The organism is Chitinophaga lutea, assembly GCF_003813775.1.
Taxonomy (GTDB): domain Bacteria; phylum Bacteroidota; class Bacteroidia; order Chitinophagales; family Chitinophagaceae; genus Chitinophaga; species Chitinophaga lutea.
This window is the reverse complement of the sequence record NZ_RPDH01000001.1, coordinates 66,748-82,657: the sequence shown is the minus strand read 5'-3', so window position 1 is coordinate 82,657 and position 15,910 is coordinate 66,748. Positions and strand designations below refer to the sequence as shown.

Here is a 15,910-nt window from a genome sequence, read left to right as displayed (position 1 = left end):
GCCATGCGGGTTTTAAATAAGCAGTATTGCATATCTTGTGTAGTACTCTCTATCATGATCGGGGCCTGGCAGGAAAATATTGCTAAATACAGTGATACCAACGCTTTTAAGGCGTTGTACCTCCACATGATGCCCTCACTTTCCCGGTTTGCCGCTTCGTTTCTGAAAGACCGCCAGGCCGCTGAAGACGTGGTGGCCGATATTTTCGCCACACTCTGGAATAACCGCAGCAGCCTCGGAAAAATAGACAACCTCAAAGTATACCTGTACGCCAGCGTGCGGAACGCCTGCCTGAGTTATCTGCAAAAGCGCAACCGCATTACCTTTTACGCCTTCGACGAGATGGACGTTGAACTGGAGCAACTCATCCGTCCGGATCAGCACCCGGAACAGCAGCTCATCACCCGCGAAATGACGGAGGCCGTTCAGGCGGCCGTGGAAAAGCTGCCGGTCAAATGCCGCATGATCTTCCGCCTCGCCCGTGAAGAAAAGCTCCGGTACAAGGAGATCGCGGCCATTCTTAATATCTCCGTCCGCACCATCGACAGCCAGATGGCGATCGCCTTTCAGCGCATCCACCAAAGCATTGCGCAGCACCTGATTCAATAACCGGATGGGGAGTGGTAGTTTAATGCCGCGCTCCGGGATCTCCTGCCCGAAATTTTTTTTCAATTCTTTTAGGTGATTTTTCCCGCTGCCTGGTCATAGCAGCAGAAGGAATATTATGCCGATAGATCGATATTGGGTTTTAACCGCCAGGAAAACAGCCGGAGAAGCTACTCCGGAAGAACTGGCCGAGCTGGCCGCCCTCGCAGCCCTGCGGGATGAGGAGGCGCGCACAGGCGAGATGCTGGAGAAAGTATGGGATGGCCATACCCCACAGCCTGTGGATGCGGCGGAAGAAGCCCGCCTGCTGGCGCTGCTCGGCAATCGCCTGCCTGAATTTTCGGAAAGGGCGCCGGGCCGCCGGAAAATGCTCCGGCCGGGATCCGTGGCGTTTATCGCCGCCGTCTGCGTGGGCATTTTCGCCGTTGTTTTTTACACCCTGCAACATCGGTCAGTCAGTAAACACGAAGTGCTGGCAGACCGTGGCTCCCGCACAAAAGTAAAACTGCCCGATGGTACCCGGGTGTGGCTGAACGCGGGCAGTAAACTGACCTACGACGACACCTACAGCCACGGAGAACGATCCGTGCAGCTCGACGGGGAGGCGTTTTTTGAGGTGGTAGGGCAGGCGGGCACCCCGTTTGAAGTAACGGCCAAAAATGTGAAAGTACAGGTGCTGGGCACCACCTTCAATCTGAAAGCATACAAAGAAGACGATATCGTTGAAACCGCACTGGTGACAGGCAGCGTGATGCTGCACTACAAAAGCACGGGCAGCAATGAAAGCACGCTGCTGAAGCCCATGGAAAAACTGGTGCTGAAAGCGGATGCGTCTACCGGCGCCTACACACCGCAACGCGCGCCGATCATCGTGCCGGAAAAAGAAACGATCAAAGAGATCGCCTGGAAAGACAACTGGCTGAGTTTCGACAACGAGCCGTTCTCTGACCTTGCAGTCCGCCTGGGACGCTGGTACAATATCCGCGTGGTATTTACCGACGACAGCCTTCGCCATTTGACATTTACCGGAAATATACAAGGAGAGGGAATCAAAGATGTAATGGATGTGCTCAGCCGCTCATCCCGGGAGTTTGTATACTCCTACAACCACGTTAGCAGGGTGCTTACAATCAGCAAGCCTTAGTTTTTATTGACCAACAACCAAAATGACAGTTATGAATTTTACGTTCCATTAGACTTTTTGCAGCCAACTGAAAAGGGGAATGGTATCAGCATCCCCCCAAAGTTTTAGAAACAGACATCCTTGCTTGGTAAGGAAAGGGGTGTCTATTGTCCAAAATCTCCAAAACAAATGTATGAAAAATGAATGCAGAAGGCAAATACTCTTGCCTTCACGCCCTTTAATCCTAAAGAGCATCCGTATTATGAAAATAACTGCAATGCTACTGATGGTTGCGGGCCTGCAGGTGCAGGCCGCTGCCGTGTTTTCGCAGAACCGGATTAACATGAAAGTGAAAAACGCCTCGGTAAAAGAAGTGTTGCGCCGCATCAAAGCGCAAACGGATTACAGGCTTTTTTACAACGACAATGCCCTGCCGGACGATAAAAAAGTAACGCTTCGCGTGAATAATGCTACACTGGCGGAAGTGCTGGAAGCCACATTCGCCGGTACCGGTTTTTTGTATGAGATCCGTCCGTCGGGTCTGGTGCTGATCGAGCGCGCCAACCAGCCTGATATACAGGTGTCGGGCATCATCAAAGACGAAGCGGGCGCCCCGCTGCCGGGTGTGGCAGTGGTGCAGAAGGGTTCTCCGAAAGGTACCACTACCAACAACGAGGGCGCTTTCACGCTGACCGTGCCGGCGGATGCCGTGCTATCCGTCAACCTGCTGGGATATTCCCCGCAGGAGGTGCCGGTGAATAACCGCAGCGCCATTAACATTACCATGCAGCGCAGTACCAGCCTGCTGGAGCAGGTGGTGGTAGTGGGCTACGGCACACAAAAGAAAAGCAATCTCACCGGCGCCATCGGCACCGTTAACGTGGCGCAGGCCATGAATGCGAAGCCGGTGACCAATGTACAGGAATTGCTGGCAGGTACTGTGCCTGGCCTGAATATCCGCAAGACCACCGGGGCGGTAGGTGCAGCGGCCACGGTCAATATCCGTGGCACGGCAACGCTTGGTTCGAGCTCGGGCGTACTGGTGCTGATAGACGGAATTCCGGGTAATATGCACACCCTTAACCCGAACGATATCGCTAACATCTCCGTTCTGAAAGATGCCGCCAGCGCCGCCATCTACGGCTCCCGCGCAGCCAACGGCGTGATACTGGTGACGACGAAAAAAGGGCAGGGCAACGGCAAGCCGGTAGTGGAAATCGTTTCCAGCATCGGCCTGCAAAAACCGCAATTCATGGTGGATTTCATCGGGGCGGCGGATTATATGCGGCTTTGGGACCAGGCCATGGTGAACGATAAAAAACCCGAGGTGTACGGCCAGCAGGGGCAGGAAGACCTGAAGGCAGGCAAATACGCAGATACCAGGTGGTATAAAGAAATCTATAAGAAGAACACCGTTATCAGCAATAACTACATGTCGGTATCCGGCCAGAAAAGCGATATCACCTACCGTCTTGCGGGGTCGTACGACTACCAGGACGGGACGCTGCCCAATAACGACTACCGCCGTTATATGGTGCGCCCGGATGTGACCATCAAATTAACCAAAGACCTTTCGCTGTCTGCCAATATCCAGTACACCGAAACACAGATTGGCGAGCCGCAGGGCGGTACGGAAGGCTGGCAATCGCAGGCCACCCGCGTGGCGCCCATTTCCTTTATAAAAACGAAGCAGGGCCGGTATGCGATCGGTTCTTCCATGGCCGGCAACCCCATTGCAGGCGTATACGAAGGCGGGTTCAATAAAACGAAAGTAAAGGAGCTGATGAGCATCTTCGACGTGAGCTGGACACCCCTGAAAAACTGGAACATCAAGGGCACTTATTCCAGCTATGCCTACGATTCATGGGTCACCAACCGGGTGAGCACATATTTCCTGTATGATGATCAGGGGAATGTGGTTTCCACGCAAAACAAGGTGAGCAGCCTCCGGAATGCATCCAGTAGCAGCCAGCGGAATCTGCTGCAGCTGGTCACGGATTATACGCATCACCTCCGCGACCATCATTTCAAGATACTGGGCGGCTATTCCCAGGAGTTATACAACATTGGTAATTTCTTCGCGTCGCGCGACGGGCTTCCTTTCCCCGGTATTCACGTGCTGGATGTGGGCACGCTCAACAAACAAAGTGGCGGCAGGGCGGATGATGTAGCCATCCAGTCGGTATTCGCCCGGCTAAACTACGATTACGAGGGGCGTTATCTTTTTGAGGCCAACATTCGTGGCGACGGCTCCTCCCGTTTTGCGCGCGGCAACCGCTGGGGCGCTTTCCCTTCTTTTTCGGCGGGATGGAACATCAACCGGGAAAAATTCATGAGCGGGCAGGCTAACTGGCTCTCCGAACTGAAGTTGCGTGCGTCGTGGGGCATTCTGGGCGATGCAGAAAAGGTAGGGTATTATTCCACTTACGAGCTGCTGAAATACGCTCCCAATACCTACGGTTTTAACGGGGCCATGGTGCCTGGTGCGTTTGTTGAAACGGCAGTGAATAAAGACATTCAGTGGGAGCAGTCCCAACTCGCCAACATCGGCCTGAATGCTGCGTTCCTTGATGGTAAAACCGGGTTGACGGTGGATTATTTCATCAACAACAGGAGCAACATCCTCTACCCGCCGCCCGTTCCGCTGGAATTCGGCCTGAAACCGCCCACACGCAACCTGTTGAAAATGGAGAACAGGGGGCTGGAAATATCCGCCTGGTACAAAGACAGGAAAGGCGACTTGAACTGGGGCGTGGACGCGAACGCCAGTTTTTCCCGCAACAGGGTGTCTGACCTCGCAGGCACCGGCCCATGGGTAGACGGCAGTACCCTCACCAGTCAGGGAGACCAGTACCAGCTGCCCTACGGGCTGGAAGCAACAGGCCTGTTCCAGAGCGCGGACGAGGTGGCCAAAAGCGCCAACCAGGGGCCGAATGTTTTTGCAGGCAATATCAAGTACAAAGACCAGAATTCGGACGGGGTGATTGACGGGAAAGACCGGGTGGTACTTAACAGGAAAGTGCCCTTGCGCTTCGGCCTCAACCTGAATGCGGGGTGGAAAGGATTTGACTTTGCCGTCAATGTGTATGGTACGATGAACACCATGCGCTACATCAGCGGTTACGAAGGATGGGCGTTTTACCTGTCGCAGAATGCCAGGCCGATGCACCTGGATTCGTGGACGCCGCAGAATCCCGGTGGCAAATATCCCCGCCTTTCGATGCAGTACACGTCCAACGATCAGAAATACTCCAGCTTCTGGCTGCGCAAATCGGATTACCTGAAACTGCAGAACATGCAGCTGGGTTATACACTGCCCAAAAGCTGGCTAGATCGTGCGAAGATCAGCTATCTGCGGGTATATGTATCCGCGCAGAACCTGGCGACCTTTACCAGGTACGAAGGGTTCGACCCGGAAGGAGGATATTATCCCATTTCCAGAACAATGGCCTTCGGCGCAAACTTTAAATTCTAAAAACAGCATCTGATTATGAAAAGATCTTTTGTCTATATATTATTGGCGGCCGCGGCATTGATGCAGGGCTGCTCCAAGTACCTCGACAGGGCCCCCCTGTCCGAGCCCTCGAATGAAACGTTCTGGAAAAGCGTGGCCGATGCTGAAGCCGGGGTGAATGCCGTGTATGCCACTTTGCCATCGAGCCGGGATTTCTGGAAAGATTGCCAGAGCGACAACTCCGTGATGACTAACGCCTGGGGCGAAGGCGGATTGGGTTATATCAGTATGGGCAGCCAATCTGCCGCCGATGCCTATCTGCTGGAAGAATGGAAATACGATTTTATTTACCGTGCGCTGAATGCGCTTGACAAGCTCAGGGAGATGGAGCTCGATGCCAACCTGAAAAAACGCATGAGCGCAGAAGTACGGTTTGCGCTGGCCATGCGGTACTTCAGGATGGTGAAACATTTCGGCGATATTCCGCTTATCAGGGAAACGCCGGTGAGCCTCGAAAACGCCGCCCTTTCGCGCAGTCCCAAACAGGAAGTGCTCAATTACGTGTTGCAGAATGTCGATTCCGCCGTGGCGAACCTGCCGGTGGTATACACAGACGCGAAAGACATGGGCCGCGTCACCAAAGCCGGCGCGCTGATGTTGCGTGCCGATGTGTACCTGTACATGGCCAGCTACCGGAAATTTCATGCCGGGCAGGACGAACCGGCCCTCTGGAAGGCCGCCGCCCAGGCGGCGCAGGAAGTAGTGAACATGCAGCGCTATCAGCTCGAGGCCGATTACAGTTATCTTTTCAGGCATGAAAGCAACAACAATAACAAAGAAGTGATTCTGGCGTACCAATATGTGCCGAATGAGATCGTGCACATGCTGCCCGTGTTGTGCCTGCCCAATGGTTGCTCCATCACGGGGCAGGGCTGGGCGAGCTTTTGCCCTACCCGCGACCTGATCGATTCCTACGAATGCACTGATGGCCAGCATATCCGCGTGTCCCCGCTGTACGACAAAGCCAATCCATGGGAAAACCGGGATGCGCGTATGAAACAGACATTCCTGTTGCCCGGTGTGCCTTGCCTGCGGCCCGACGGCAAATTCAGGCCGTACCAGCCTCATCCGTCGTACAAACAACCCGAGAAAATGAACAGCGAAGGTGGCGGTATCACCGGGTATATGTACCTTAAGTTTGCGGAACCGGAAAACCCCAATCCGACGCGTTCATACACGAATTTTCCGATTTACCGGTACGCGGAGACATGGCTGATGCTTGCCGAAGCACTAAATGAATATGAGCCGGCCAACCCGCAGATTGCGGTGGCTATGAACGAGGTGCGCAAACGCGCCGGGCTGCCGGTGGTAAATGCGCTGCTGGGCAACCAGGCCGCTATGCGCGAAAAGATACGGGAAGAGCGCCGGCATGAGTTCGTGGCGGAGCACAAACGGTATTTCGATATTCTCCGCTGGAAGATCGCGGAAAACGTGCTGAACAAACCCGCATACGGCATCAACAGCGAAGTGTCCGATGCTGTTGGGGACTGGACCAAACCCGCTTTTCTGGCCCAGAACAGGACGTTCGATAAAACAAAACATTACCTCTGGCCGATCCCTGAATCCGCAACAGACAAGAATAAAAAACTGCTGCCGCAGAACCCGAACTGGTAAAAGTTCAACGGGCACCAAGACTGGAAAAATCAAAGATGATGGAAAAAAAACAAGAGCATCCGAGAAGAGAATTTCTGAAAATCGCGGGCCTGTTTACCGCAGGCCTCGCGGTTGCCCGTATCCCAGTGTGGGCGAGGGGCGTGGCGTTTGAAGAATATCCGCTGCATAATATTCCTGCAGACAAAGGCATCGATACCGCCTGGCTCAAATCCCTTTACGAACGGGGAACGGCAACAGCATACCTCAAAAGCCGCAATGAATTGCAGTTTCTCGGTATGCCGGTGGGCGGCCTGCATGCGGGCACCGTATATGTGGGTGGCGACGGCCGTCTCTGGCTGTGGCAGGTGTACAATGAAACCATCGAAAGCACCCACGAAGGCATCGATCCCAAAACCGTGAACTGGCACGATGGTACAAAGCTGCGTAAGATCCGCGTCCGCGATGGCGCCGCATACGTGGAGCCCGCCATGGCGGACAATAAACGCGTGCTGGAACAGGGCTTTGCCGTGAAGGTGGAGCAGGAAGGGAAAACCTGGGTGCGAGAGCTCAGGGAAGACCACTGGGACGAAATCCGTTTCGAAGCTGCCTATCCCATGGCGGTGATTACCTATACCGGCAAAAACGCGCCGGTGGAGGTGCGGCTGAAAGTATATTCGCCTTTCGTGCCGCTGAATGCGGACGATTCATCGTTGCCTGCCACCATCCTGCGCGCGGAGATCAAAAATATTTCCGGTAGACCCATGCAGGCGAGCCTGGTGGGCTGGATGGAGAACGGTGTGAATAAGATCACCGCCAAAGCCGGTAGCGGCAAAAAACAAAGCAAAGTAATATCCGCTGATACTTTTACGTCCATCCATTTTGGCTACAACACTTCGGATGCCGAATTACTTACCGCCAAAGATGCCGGAAGCATGAGTATTTCCCTGATGGGCAAAGCGGCGACGACACATGCGTCCTTCAACCCCTGGCCGGTGACGGCGGAGTCGTTCGGTAACAACACTGCTGCAGCTGCCGAAGCCGATGGCGACGATAAGCTGGTGGGCGCACTGGCGGTATCGCAGCAGATGGCGCCAGGCGATACAATGGAGGCGGATTATTTCATCACCTGGCATTTTAACAATCCGCATCCCGGCCTGAAAAAGCTGGTGAAAGATGCGGACGGCGGTTTTGAGTATGCCGTCCGGTTTAAAGATGCGGCAGCTACGGCGGCGTATCTTGCGGCGCATTTCAAACGGCTCACCACCCTGACGGAGCGCTGGCAGCAGACCTGGAACGATTCCACGCTGCCGCACTGGTTCCTCGAAAGAACTTTCGTGAACATCGGCACATTGGCCACCGCCAATACGTACCGCTTTGCCAGCGGCCGCTTCTGGGGCTGGGAAGGTGTAGGCGCCTGCGCGGGCACCTGTACGCACGTATGGCAATACGGGCACACCGCTGCGCGCATATTCCCCTCTATCGAAAGAGACCAGCGCCAGCGCGTAGACCTGGGGGTGGCTTTCAAAGAAGATTCCGGCGCCATCATCTTCCGGGCCGAGAATGAAAACCGCCCCGCCATCGACGGGCAGGCAGGCACCATCCTCCGTATTTACCGGGAGCACCAGATGAGCAAAGACGATGCTTTCCTGCGCGCCAACTGGCCGAAAATCAAAAAGGCCGTTCAGTTCATGCTGGCGCAGGACAAAAACGGCGACGGCATGACGGATTCTCCCATGGAGAACACCCTCGATGCGGTATGGGAAGGAGAGATCGCCTGGATAGTGGGGCTGTGCATCGCCGCCGCGCGCGCCGCGCAAAGCATGGCGGAAGAAACAGGTGATACCACCTTTGCGAAAACCTGTGCGGCGTATGTGCAGAAAGGGAAGGCGAATATGGAAAAAGAGCTGTTCAACGGCGAATATTTTATCCACCGCCCGGATGCCGTGCAGGGAAGAAAAAAACTCGGTTCTTACAACACCTGTCACATCGACCAGGTATACGGCCAAAGCTGGGCTTTCCAGGTGGGCCTGCCACGGGTGCTGGATAGAGACAAGTCGCTGTCGGCGTTAAAAGCGCTGTGGAAATATAACTTCACGATGGACGTAGGACCTTACATCAAAACCCACACCGGCGGGCGGCCGTATGCGCTCGAAGGGGAAGGCGGCATGATCATGAACACCAACCCGCGCAACGAGCCCAAACCTTACGGTGAGGACGTGACCTGGCAGCTGGGATACTTTCATGAATGTATGTCGGGATTCGAGCACCAGGTGGCCGCGCACATGATGGCAGAAGGTATGGCAGACGAGGCCCTTGTGCTGACGCGCGTGATCCACGACCGGTATCATGGCGCCAAAAGAAACCCCTACAACGAAATAGAATGCAGCGATCACTACGCTCGCGCGATGGCCAGTTACGGCACTTTCATCAGCGCCTGTGGTTTTGAATACCACGGCCCGAAAAAGTATATCGGCTTTGCGCCGCGCGTCAGCCCGGAAAACTTTAAAGCGGCCTTCACTGCTGCGGAAGGCTGGGGCACTTATAGCCAGCAGGCGGGCGCGGCGGGCCAGCAGCACGAACTGAAGGTGGTTTTCGGCAACCTGCCGGTTGGTCGGCTGATGTTTGAGCTGGTGCAGGAATGGAAGCCCGGCAAAGTCACTGTACGCGTGAACGGCGCCGCCGTGCCCGCCCAATTTAAAACGGAAGGGAAACGCGTACTCATCCGGCTGAAGAACACCGTAATGGTGGAAGAAAACGGTACCCTTCAAATCGGTATCGCATGAGGAAAATGTTTTTTTTACTGTTACTGGCCGGTTGTACGGCCGGTGAAAGAACAACGATGCCTGCGGAATCCTGGCAGCGCACCGTTGAACAACAACTGCCATTGCTCGGCCACCGCAACTGGGTGCTGATTGTGGATAAAGCCTTCCCTGATCAGACCAACGCCGGCATCCTTACGGTGAACACCGGCGCGGCCATGCCGGAAGTGCTGGAATTCGTGCAGCGGCAACTGGTGGCCTCACCACATGTAAAACCCATCGTGTACCGCGACGCGGAACTGGCCTATATGACGGATTCGCTGTCACCCGGCATTACCGCGGCAGAAAAGGAGATCGCCACTGTGCTCGGTCCGCAGAAAGTGAACGTGATATTGCACGATACGGTGTTCGGGAAGATGAGCGCCGCCGCCGGAACGTTTTCGGTACTGGTGCTGAAAACGGAATCGCTGCATCCATACACCTCCGTATTTTTTGAACTGGACTGCGCGTATTGGAGCAATGAAAAAGAAACCGCCTTACGTCGGAAAATGAACCCATAACCTCATGTTTGTATGAAAAGCGATGCCCCGGATTTTTCCGGGGCTTTTTTTGTAGGGTATGTTACAAAACGGCTGCCCGGCAACGCCAGCTCGCAGCTATCCCCCAAAGCGACAATGCCCGCTGGCTAAGTCACACGGCCTCTAAACAATTTTCCCCCGGAATTTAAAAAAGAAATTAAATTTACTCCTTCAGTGAACATATGGACAAAGACTCAGTGGTACATAACGAAGCGTATCTCTTCCGGCAGATCGACGGAGGGGACGAAACGGCATTTCGGCAGTTATTTGACCTGTACCGGCTGCGGCTGTTCAGCTTTGCATTTGAGCTCACCCATTCCCGCGCCGATTCGGAAGAGATCGTGCAGGAGCTGTTCCTGAAGCTGTGGCGGCGCCGCGGCACCCTCTCCGGGGTAACATTTCCTAAAAAATACATCTATACCATGGCGCATAACCTGGTAATGGATCACCTCACCCGGCTGGCGCGCGATAAAAAACTGCGGACGCAGGTATGGGCCAATATCCAGGAAGAGGTGGAGTATACCGAACAGGCGGTGCTGGCCGCCGAAACCGCCAACATCGTCGGGAAAGCCCTCTCCAGGCTATCTACCCGCAAACAGACCATTTATCACTTAAGCCGCCGGGATGGGCTCAGCCACCAGGAGATCGCCCAGCGGCTGGGTATATCCGTACCCACCGTCAAAAACACCATGGTGGAGATTCTCCGCTTTATCCGGACCTTCCTGCACACCCAGTACGAGCCCGCCGTACTGCTGGGGATTACCGTTTTTACCGCTTTTTATTAATTTTTTTGAGTTTCACCAGTACTCTTTTCTTTTAGAACAGTCTGTATGATGTGGGGGATCACTTTCCCGCCGATAATTATGACTATGCCATCCAACGACCGGCTTCGGTACCTGTTAACACAATACACGAATAAAAACTGCTCCCGCGAGGAGCTGGAAGAACTGTTCAGTGAACTGCGGGCACCCGCGGGGAGGGAGGCGCTCAGCCAGCTGATCAGCGGGCAGTACAGTGAGCTGCCGTCTGAAAAGGAAGGGGGCGATATCGACTGGGACTTTATGTATCAGACCGTTACCGCGAAGGAACGCCCTTCGGTGCGGTCGCGGATCGTGTTCTTTTCCAAAATTGCGGCGGCCGTACTGGTACTGGTGGCTGCGGGCTTTTGGTTGTGGCGGGCACCCGCCCAACGGGAAAAGACGCCTGCAACGGCTACAGCCATGCCGGCCGGGGATGCTCTTCCGGGCACCAATAAGGCCGTGCTGGTGCTGGCAGACGGTACAAGCGTGAACCTCGACAGTGCGGGCAGCGGCTCCGTGGGCCAGCAGGGCAATACGAAGATCATCAAACTGCCGGGTCAGCTTACCTATAATGCCGGCACAGGCGGCAATGAAGCGCCGGTTTTTAATAAAGTGGCCACCCCGCGTGGCGGGCAATACCAGCTAACGTTGTCGGACGGCACCAGGGTGTGGCTGAACAGTGCGTCGTCTATCCGCTTCCCGGTCGCCTTTACCGGCAGCGAGCGGTACGTGGAGGTAACGGGAGAAGCTTATTTTGAAGTGGCCAGGGCGGACAAGAACGGCCAGCGCATACCGTTCCGCTGCAAGGTCAACGATATGGAGATCGCCGTGCTCGGCACTCATTTTAATGTGAATGCTTATGCGGATGAAGCCGAAATACGGACCACCCTGCTCGAAGGCAGCGTTCAGGTAAAGCAGGGCGCCGCCACGCAGCTCCTTGCGCCCGGCCAGCAGTCGCGCGTGGGGAAAGACGGCCAGATAACGCTGGCCCGCCAGGTGAACCTGGACGAGGTAATGGGATGGAAAAACGGATTTTTTGTTTTCGAGGAAGCAGATATCCGCCAGATCATGCGGCAGGTTGAAAAATGGTACAACCTGGATGTGGTGTACGAAGGCCCCGTGCCGGATGGCCGTTTCAACGGCCGCGTTTCAAGGAACACGCCGGCTTCCCAAATGATGAAAGTACTTGAACTGAGCGGTATACAATTCAGAATAGAAGGCACCAGACTGATCATCAGATCGTAGCCGTAACAACAATGATTTATTCACATTCAACCAAACATCTAATTATGCCTACAGGGTAAATTATCACCTGCGTTTTACTGTATTCCACACACACCGGTCCTGCAAAATGAAAACCGCTTCATGTACGAGATGAAGCGGCAGCATTTGGACCGAACGGTATTCCTTTTCTCAGAATGTTCATTTAAATCCAAACAACCAAAGCTATGCAATTACATGCTTTCCCTGAAAAAAACTTTCCGGGAGCAGGCGGGGGATACGTCCAAGTCCCGCTGTTCCGAAACAGACTAACAAAACTGCTACTCATGAAACTGGCGGCACTTTTATTAATCATCGGTCTCGAGTTACCCGCCATCGCCAGCTCGCAGACCATTACGATACACGAGCGGAACATTCCGCTGGAGAAACTGTTCTCCAAAATCGAAAAACAGACCGGCTACTCTTTCTGGTATAATGTAAAACTCCTGAAGCAGGCCCGCAAGCTGGACATCCAGGTGAGCAACGCTTCGCTGCAGGACGTGCTGGCGCTTTGTTTCAAAGACCAGCCGCTGGTATACAACATCGTCGACAAAGTGGTGGTGGTCAACCAGAAGGAAGTGGTGGCCACTGCCCCCGTGCGCATCGGGGTAACGGGCCGGGTAACGGATGAAAGCGGCCTGCCGCTGCCCGGGGTGACCGTGCAGGTAAAAGGCACCCGCCTCGGCACCAGTACCGACGCAAACGGCAAGTACACCATCCAGGTACCGGAGAATGCCGCCCAGGCGCTTGTTTTTTCCTTCATCGGCAAGGAAACGAAAGAAGTGGCCATCGACGGCAATACGACGGTGGACGTGGTGCTGAAAGAGCTGGTAACGCAACAGCAGGAAATAGTGGTGATCGGCTATGGTTCCGTGAAGAAAAAGACGGTGACCGGTGCGATCTCTTCCGTAAAAACAGCTGAACTGAACACGGCCGCATCCACCAACATCGTGCAGGCACTGGCGGGCCGTGCGTCCGGCATCTCGGCGATCCAGAGCAGCGGCCAGCCCGGCGCGGGTGTGAGCCTGCAGATACGGAGCAATCCTTCCTTTGCTTCGCCCGGCGCGCTCTATGTGGTAGACGGGGTGATCATCAACGACAACGCGGGAGAACCTTCCTCGAGCACCCGTTACGGCAGCTCGGGCGTAGACCGTTCGCCGCTGAACTTCATCAACCCGAACGACATCGAGTCCATCGACTTCCTCAAAGACGCCTCCGCCACCGCCATTTACGGCGCACGGGCAGGCGCGGGCGTTGTGCTCATCACCACCAAACAGGGGAAAGGCGACAAACCTAAGCTGGAATACGACGTGAACCATTCTTTCCAGGACATCTTCAAGTTCTACGACATCCTGAATACGAAGGAATATATGGAGCAAAGGAACAAGATCGGGTATGAGAAGTGGATGTTCGATAACAAGATCGCTCCGTACGGCAACACCGATCCGGCTACCGTTACGCCCTTCAAGCCCAAGTATACGCAAACGCAGATCGATACCACGCGTATGCAGCCCAATGCCGTGGATGCCATTACCCGTAAGGGATTCACGCAGCAGCATAATATATCGCTCTCCGGCATGGCTAACAAAACCCGCTATTATGTTTCGGGCAACTACCTCAACCAGCAGGGCGTACTGGAGCATTCCAATTTTACCCGCTATGGCGGACGCATCAGTCTCGACCAGGCGATCTCCCCGTTCGTGAAAGTAGGCGTGAACGTGATCGCGTCCGGCTCCAAGGCGGACAACGCCAACGTGGGCACACAGCAGAACGAATACTCCGGCATGGTGCTGTCCGCATTCTATTATCCCGCTACCATGCCGCTGAAAGACGCGCAGGGCAATTATCCCATCAACCCGGATTATCAGAATTCGCCGAACCCGCTCTCTTTCCTCGACATCACGGATTACACGAAAAGCAGCCGCCTGCTCACTTCCGGTTATGCGGAATGGAACGTGATACCCTCGCTGAAACTGAAGTACAACTACAGCTACGATCAGTCTGCCAGCAAGCGGTACGCCTATCTGCCCAAATCTTTCCTGTATGGCGCCCGTTCAGGCGGACAGGCCTCCATCAACGAGAGCAACTCCGTGTCCAAGCTGTCTGAAATAACCGCCAACTATACCAAACAGTTCGGCGACATCCACAGCATCCAGGCCCTGGTGGGGCATTCTTACCAGGTAAGCGACTGGGACGGCCTCGGCCTGTATAACGACCGTTTCCCGACGGACAACTTCCTGTTCTACAACATCGGCTATGGCACCGCGCCCAGGCCGGGCGTGAGCTCTTACCAGAACCCCACCCGTATCTGGAAATCATACTTCGGCCGCGTGATCTATGAACTGGCGGACAAATACATCCTTACCGCCAGCCTCCGGAGAGACGGCGCGTCCAACTTCGCCGCCAACAAAAAATGGGGCACCTTCCCCGGCGTATCCGCCGCGTGGATTATTTCCGAAGAGAACTTCATCAAAAATCACATACCAGCCATCAACTTCCTGAAACTCAGGGCAGGGTATGGCACCACCGGCAACAGCAACATCGGCGGCAGCGCGTTCTCCTATTACACCTCCAACAGCCCTTACGTATTCGGCAACACCAGCCTGCCCGGCGTTACGCTCGACCAGCTCAGTAATGAAAACCTCAGCTGGGAGACGCAGCGGGATATCAACGTGGGTCTGGACTTCCAGGTGCTCCAGAACAGGATCAGCGGTTCGTTCGATTATTTTAACAGAACGATCGTTGACCTGCTCACCAAAGTGCCCCTGCTGACGGACTTCCCCGTATCGCAGGTAGCGAGCAATGCCGGTAAAACACGCAGCCGGGGCTGGGACGTGAACCTGAACACCAAAAATATCGTGAGCAACAAGGCCGGAGGTTTTAACTGGTCTACCACCATCAACGTATCGCATTACTTCAATTCATGGGTGACCCGTTCCCCCAATGCGTTGCAGACCCTGCCGAAATATGAAGCGCCCGACGGGCCGTTCAATGCCATTTACGGGTATGTCAGCGACGGTATTTTCCAGGGAGGAAAAGCGGCGCCTGCACACATGCCGGGCATATTACCCGGCGGCATCATGGTAAAAGACCTGAACGGGTACGACACCAACGGGAACCTCACGGGCAAACCGGACGGCAGGATTTCATCCGCAGACCGCATATTGCTGGGCATCAACGGGCCCCGTTACAGTTTTGGTTTCAACAACACTTTCAGCTACAGGAATTTTGACCTCGGCATCTTCATGTACGGGTATATACAGAAAAAATACAACTCCGACCTTGCGTCTTCCTTCAGCACCTATGCCCAGCTCGGGCAGTTCGGATGGAATGTGTTGAGCGTTGTGAAGGAACGCTGGTCGTACGACAATACGACGGCAAAATATCCCACCGGCCTGAACGATCCTTACGGCAGCTACGCAAGCGATTCCGATTACTGGCTGGAGAACGGGAGTTTCCTTCGCTGCCGCGATATCACACTGGGGTATACTGTCGGCCACGGGCTGATCAGCAAACAATCCGTGCTCACCGGGCTGCGGCTGTATGCGAATGTGCAGAATCCCTTTATCATCACAAAGTACAGGGGCATCGATCCGGAATTGCAGAACTATCTCGCATACCCGATGTCACGTTCCTTCACCATTGGCCTGAACGCTAAATTCTAGCCGATCTGTTCA

At 54.7% G+C, this 15,910-nt stretch carries 9 protein-coding genes; all 9 read left to right on the top strand.

Features of this window, described 5'->3' with window-relative positions:
- The first annotated feature begins 54 nt into the window (after positions 1-54).
- Positions 55-609 carry an RNA polymerase sigma-70 factor gene (locus EGT74_RS00260; protein WP_158617940.1) on the top strand — a complete coding sequence of 185 codons (555 nt, stop codon included), beginning with the start codon at positions 55-57 and terminating at the stop codon, positions 607-609.
- Positions 610-724: 115 nt separating this feature from the next.
- The gene (locus EGT74_RS00255) at positions 725-1,750 is read left to right on the top strand and encodes a FecR family protein (RefSeq protein WP_123844441.1); all 1,026 of its coding nucleotides are present in this window, start codon (positions 725-727) and stop codon (positions 1,748-1,750) included.
- Between the two features lie 256 nt (positions 1,751-2,006).
- On the top strand, positions 2,007-5,204 hold the full coding sequence (locus EGT74_RS00250; RefSeq protein ID WP_220392783.1) for a TonB-dependent receptor: 3,198 nt from the start codon (positions 2,007-2,009) through the stop codon (positions 5,202-5,204).
- 15 nt (positions 5,205-5,219) lie between these two features.
- Positions 5,220-6,857 carry a RagB/SusD family nutrient uptake outer membrane protein gene (locus tag EGT74_RS00245; RefSeq protein ID WP_123844439.1) on the top strand — a complete coding sequence of 546 codons (1,638 nt, stop codon included), beginning with the start codon at positions 5,220-5,222 and terminating at the stop codon, positions 6,855-6,857.
- A 38-nt stretch (positions 6,858-6,895) separates the two neighbouring features.
- Positions 6,896-9,619 carry a GH116 family glycosyl hydrolase gene (locus EGT74_RS00240; RefSeq protein WP_123844438.1) on the top strand — a complete coding sequence of 908 codons (2,724 nt, stop codon included), beginning with the start codon at positions 6,896-6,898 and terminating at the stop codon, positions 9,617-9,619.
- On the top strand, positions 9,616-10,155 hold the full coding sequence (locus EGT74_RS00235) for a hypothetical protein (RefSeq protein ID WP_123844437.1): 540 nt from the start codon (positions 9,616-9,618) through the stop codon (positions 10,153-10,155). Before EGT74_RS00240 ends, EGT74_RS00235 begins: the two co-directional genes overlap by 4 nt.
- Before the next feature lie 200 nt (positions 10,156-10,355).
- A complete protein-coding gene (locus tag EGT74_RS00230) occupies positions 10,356-10,958 on the top strand; it encodes an RNA polymerase sigma factor (protein ID WP_123844436.1) in 603 nt (200 codons plus the stop codon).
- Between the two features lie 84 nt (positions 10,959-11,042).
- A complete protein-coding gene (locus EGT74_RS00225; RefSeq protein ID WP_158617939.1) occupies positions 11,043-12,218 on the top strand; it encodes a FecR family protein in 1,176 nt (391 codons plus the stop codon).
- Positions 12,219-12,520: 302 nt separating this feature from the next.
- A complete protein-coding gene (locus EGT74_RS00220) occupies positions 12,521-15,898 on the top strand; it encodes a SusC/RagA family TonB-linked outer membrane protein (RefSeq protein WP_158617938.1) in 3,378 nt (1,125 codons plus the stop codon).
- Positions 15,899-15,910: the final 12 nt, after the last annotated feature.